This is a genomic window from Thermococcus sp. PK (assembly GCF_000430485.1).
GTDB classification, from domain to species: domain Archaea; phylum Methanobacteriota_B; class Thermococci; order Thermococcales; family Thermococcaceae; genus Thermococcus_A; species Thermococcus_A bergensis.
In genome coordinates, this window is record NZ_KE387145.1 from 1 (window position 1) to 4,531 (window position 4,531).

The following is a 4,531-nucleotide window of genomic DNA, read 5'->3' on the forward strand; positions in this document are numbered from 1 at the left end:
CTGGGGATCACGACAACCACCTGAAAGAATTCAGCAAAAACCCTAATAAAGGTTACTATAAACACGCCCCGCTCATAGGTTTTTCTTGAGCATCTCCTTAACAACTTCCGCTATAGCCCTTGCAACCGTCGGTGGGACAGACTCCCCGACGCTGTCATACTGCACGTTTCTCCCCCCAAGGAAGATATGATAGTCTGGGTAGCCCATAAGCCTTGCTTGCTCTCTAACCGTCAAAAGCCTGTCCTCAAACGGATGGATAAACCTGCTTGTCCCTCTAACCGTTGGAGCCGGCTTGTAAGGGTGTAGTCTTATCCAGTTCTTAAACCTGCCTCCAAAGGAGTGCAGTGCTTCCCCCCATTCAAGCCCTGCAATTGCCCTCCTCTTCTTAGCAGAGAGGGGAACGTACTCGTGGTTTGGAACTTCCTCCTCAGCAAACCTGGGATCTGGCAAATCCCCTATTGCATCCCACACGGTGAGCTTCTCCTTAACTTTCGGCGGATTTAGGGGAATGTTTGACACAAATACCCTCTTCCTTATCTGTGGCGTTCCATAATCATAAGCGTCTAGGATATTAAAGTAAACCTCATAGCCGGCTTTTTTGAACTCTTTCTGGAGGGCTTCTTTCAGAGGGCCTTCCATGACCTGGGGAACCTCTTCCATAACGAAAATTGCTGGCCTAAAAGCCTTCAAAAATCTGATAAAATGGAGAACCAGTCTGCCAATTGGATCATTGTAAAGCCTGTCAAGGGGGTCCTCCTTCCTCTTCAGGTTTATTGCGGTAAAGGGCTCACACGGAGGACCGCCTATAATTACTTCAACCTCTCCAATCTCCTTTTTGAGCTTCTCCGCATCAAGCCTCTTGATGTCCTCCACAAAGACAATCGTTTCGGGAAAATTGACCTGATAGGCCTTTGCTTTTGGAGGAAAGTTCTCTACAGCGGCGACTATTTCAAATCCCTCTTCTCTAAACCCCCTGCTGAATCCCCCCGCACCTGCGAAGAGGTCTATTACCTTCATCCATCCACCGAAAGGGGTATAAAAGCTAAGCTTTATAAGGTTTTCAAAATACTCAAAAGGGGCGAGACAGGTGGAGCGAGAGATCACCGAAGAGAAACTTAAAAAGTATTTTGAAATTACAAGGAGAGCCCTTGAGAAGCTTGAGATAGCAGTCCATGAAAAAAGCCTCCTCTTCTCTGTAGCGCAAGACTTTTTAACCATGGCAAAAAGCTACTATAGCGACGCTGAATACTACTACAAGAAAGGGGACTACGTCACAGCATTTGCCGCTTTGAACTACGCCCATGGCTTTATTGACGCAGGGGTAAGACTTGGAGTGTTTAAAGGTGAAGATGACAGACTATTTGCATTCGGGTGAGGAAGATGGGAGATTATATAGTCGTCCTTGAGGCTCCAATAATAGTGAGAGATGTTGAAAGTGCCGAAGATGCGATAAACGTTGCCGTATCAAAGGTGGCAAAGGCACTAAACAAGGAGAAACTCGACTTTGTGAGGGTTGAAATCGGTTATTCCCAATGCCCTGTTTGTGGGTCCCCATTTGAGAGTGCGTTTGTTATCGGGAATGTTGGTCTGGTTGGAATTTACCTAACGCTTAAGGTGTTCAATGCTCAAAGCCTCGAGCACGCGGAGAGGATAGCCAAAGCGGTTGTTGGAAAAGCCCTGAAAAAAGTGCCTTTGAAAGTTTTTGAAATTAAAGAGCTCCACAACGGAAAAGAGGAAGAGGGAATAGAGATTAACGATAACAACGGCGTTTGAGTTCCACAGCCTTTTTCCATTTTTTGCTGGGATTTATAATTTAGAGTTTATCGTTTTTAGATTTTTCCAAACAAAGCTTTTAAGCTTCCTTGCTGCAAAGGACAACATAACTTTTGGAGGTTTTGACATGACAAAGTTCATCTTTGTAACCGGTGGAGTTGTGAGCGGACTTGGAAAAGGAATAACGAGCGCTTCACTGGGCATGCTCATGAAGGCACGGGGATTCAAGACCACAAACATCAAAATAGACCCGTACATCAACTACGATGCCGGAACAATGAGTCCCTATCAACATGGAGAGGTTTTCGTACTCGATGATGGAGGAGAAGTTGACCTCGACCTTGGAAACTACGAGCGCTTTTTGGACACAAACCTGACGTTTGACCACAATATAACAACCGGAAAGGTGTATTCTGCAGTTATAGAGAAAGAAAGAAGGGGCGACTACTTAGGTGCAACCGTGCAGGTTATACCCCACATCACCAACGAGATAAAGGAGCGCATAAGGAGAATAGCCAGGGAGTATGATGTTGTTGTCGTTGAAATAGGTGGTACAGTTGGTGACATAGAGAGCATGCCATTCCTTGAGGCAGCCCGTCAGATGCAGATCGAAGAAGGGAGAGAAAACGTCGCCTTTGTCCACGTGACCTACGTTCCAAAGCTCAAAGTCGTTGGAGAGCAAAAAACCAAGCCAACACAGCACAGCGTTAAGGAGCTCCGCTCCCTTGGAATTCAGCCTGATGCAATAATAGCTAGAAGCGAGGATCCTCTGGAAGAGGAGGCCAGAAAAAAGATAAGCCTCTTCACAAACGTGCCAGAAGAGGCAGTGATAAGTGCCTACGACGTTGAAGACACCTATGAAGTCCCGCTCCTCCTTGAGAGGGAAGGGCTCGGTAAATACTTAACTAAAAGGCTCGGACTTGAAGAGAGAGAACCTGAACTGAAGACCTGGGAAGAGATGGTCAGAAAGTACAAGAGCCTGAAGGATGAGGTGGAGATAGCCATTGTAGGGAAGTACGTCAAGCTTGCCGACTCATATCTCAGCATAAAGGAAGCACTGAAGCACTCAAGCGTTGCCAACGACGTCAAGGTGAAGATAAGATGGGTCGAAGCTGAAGACCTGGAAAAAGAAGGCTTTAAGCTCCTTGAGGGGGTTCACGGTATAATAGTGCCCGGCGGATTTGGTGCAAGGGGCAGCGAGGGCAAGATCATGGCCATCCAGTATGCGAGAGAAAACGACATCCCCTTCCTTGGCATCTGCTTTGGATTCCAGCTAACCGTTGTAGAGTTTGCAAGACACGTACTTGGCCTCGAAGGGGCAAACTCAACCGAGATAGACCCACAAACGCCGTATCCAGTTGTTGACCTCATGCCGGAGCAGAGGGGGCTTGACAAGCTCGGCGGCACGATGAGGCTTGGAGCGTATCCAATTAAAATAAAAGAGGGTACCCTTGCCCACAGGCTCTACGGTAAGGAGCTTATATACGAACGCCACAGGCACCGCTGGGAGGTAAATCCTGAGTACATCGAACGGCTCGAAAAGGCTGGTCTTGTCTTCAGCGGCATAGCTGGAGACGATGAAAGAAGGATGGAGATCCTTGAGTTGCCGGATAAGCGCTATTTCATAGCGACCCAGTTCCACCCAGAGTTTAAGTCAAGGCCAATGAACCCAGCACCTGTATTCAGGGGATTGGTAAAAGCAGCGAAAGAAATGAAAGGCTAAAATTCAAGCTCTAATAGTTCTTCTTTTTCCTTTTTTGAAAGCTCTAAATAGAGCATCAATCCCCCAACGGCCGTTAAAGTCTGAATTAATGCTTGAAACGGTGCTTGCAGGAGATTGGCTATTAAATTTGCCATAAAGTCAGTTCTCCCTAAAAACAGCAGACCGACGAAAGATGCCGGAACTGCTAGGAGGAAGAATATTGACAGGGTAAGCAATGCCCCAAAAGCCACTGTGGAGAGTTTGTTTTTGAAAGCCAGTGAGAAGCATCTCAGAGAGGCCACAATGGAGTTGTTTAGCACATAGATAGGCACAGCCATTGAACCCGCCCCTACGACGAGCAGGGCAAGGGGGAGTTCAACTAAGAATATCAGCAAGACAAATGCAGGGTTCCCCCCAGAAACGAGGAACAAAAGTCCAAAGACAAAGATTGGGACTAAGATTATTGCAAAGCTCACAATCCCTACAATTAAAACCACCAAAAACACATGAAAAACATGCATTATTCCCTCGTATATTAGATCAACGAGTGAATATTCTCTCCCTTCTTCTGCTATTAATGCACCTTTTATAACCGCATATTCACTCAGAGCTTGGAGGAGGAGAGAGACAACCATGAAAACCATTAAAAGCTTGAAAAAGTCTGCAAGTTCATTAAGCATCTCTTCGGAAAATGCACCATGCTCTTCGAAGATAATGCTCTCATTATCCCCTTCTTGAAGTTCAGGAATTCCCTCAAACATCGGCATCTCGTTGACAAGATAAGCAGAAATTGGGCTTAGGATAATCGAGATCACCAAAGGGATTAGCAAAAGTTTGGGATTTCTTGTGATAGTTACAATAGTTCTGGCAAAAGCATCTACAGCCCCCATTATCATCACCAATGGAAATAAGGAGGGCATAGTTTTAAGGGTTTGGGCGGGAGGGCGTGTTTAGTTTCACCCCCTGTTATTTAAACAGTATTTTGACTCTGAGGAGGATTTTCAGACCATAACACATTACCCCAAGCAGGATTCGGGTTACAGTAGTCTTTTTCAG

General features: G+C 46.1%; 5 protein-coding genes. 3 read left to right on the forward strand and 2 right to left on the reverse strand.

What is annotated here, in order from left to right:
- Positions 1 to 72 precede the first annotated feature (72 nt).
- A complete protein-coding gene (locus THEPK_RS00005; protein WP_042696738.1) occupies positions 73 to 1,017 on the reverse strand; it encodes a DNA cytosine methyltransferase in 945 nt (314 codons plus the stop codon).
- Between the two features lie 70 nt (positions 1,018 to 1,087).
- On the opposite strand from THEPK_RS00005, the gene THEPK_RS00010 reads away from it, so the two are divergent.
- From THEPK_RS00010 to pyrG, 3 genes are all read left to right on the forward strand, one after another.
- On the forward strand, positions 1,088 to 1,375 hold the full coding sequence (locus THEPK_RS00010) for a DUF357 domain-containing protein (RefSeq protein ID WP_042696740.1): 288 nt from the start codon (positions 1,088 to 1,090) through the stop codon (positions 1,373 to 1,375).
- 5 nt (positions 1,376 to 1,380) lie between these two features.
- Positions 1,381 to 1,773, forward strand: a complete 393-nt coding sequence (locus THEPK_RS00015; RefSeq protein ID WP_004066880.1) for a DUF555 domain-containing protein — start codon at positions 1,381 to 1,383, stop codon at positions 1,771 to 1,773.
- 127 nt (positions 1,774 to 1,900) lie between these two features.
- Entirely contained in the window at positions 1,901 to 3,496 is a 1,596-nt protein-coding gene (pyrG, locus tag THEPK_RS00020; RefSeq protein ID WP_042696750.1) for a glutamine hydrolyzing CTP synthase, read from the forward strand.
- Here pyrG and THEPK_RS00025 read toward each other — a convergent pair.
- Positions 3,493 to 4,374 (reverse strand): hypothetical protein, encoded by an 882-nt coding sequence (locus tag THEPK_RS00025; RefSeq protein WP_152880072.1) that lies wholly within the window; start codon positions 4,372 to 4,374, stop codon positions 3,493 to 3,495. The two genes, pyrG and THEPK_RS00025, sit on opposite strands and share 4 nt — an antisense overlap.
- Positions 4,375 to 4,531 lie beyond the last annotated feature (157 nt).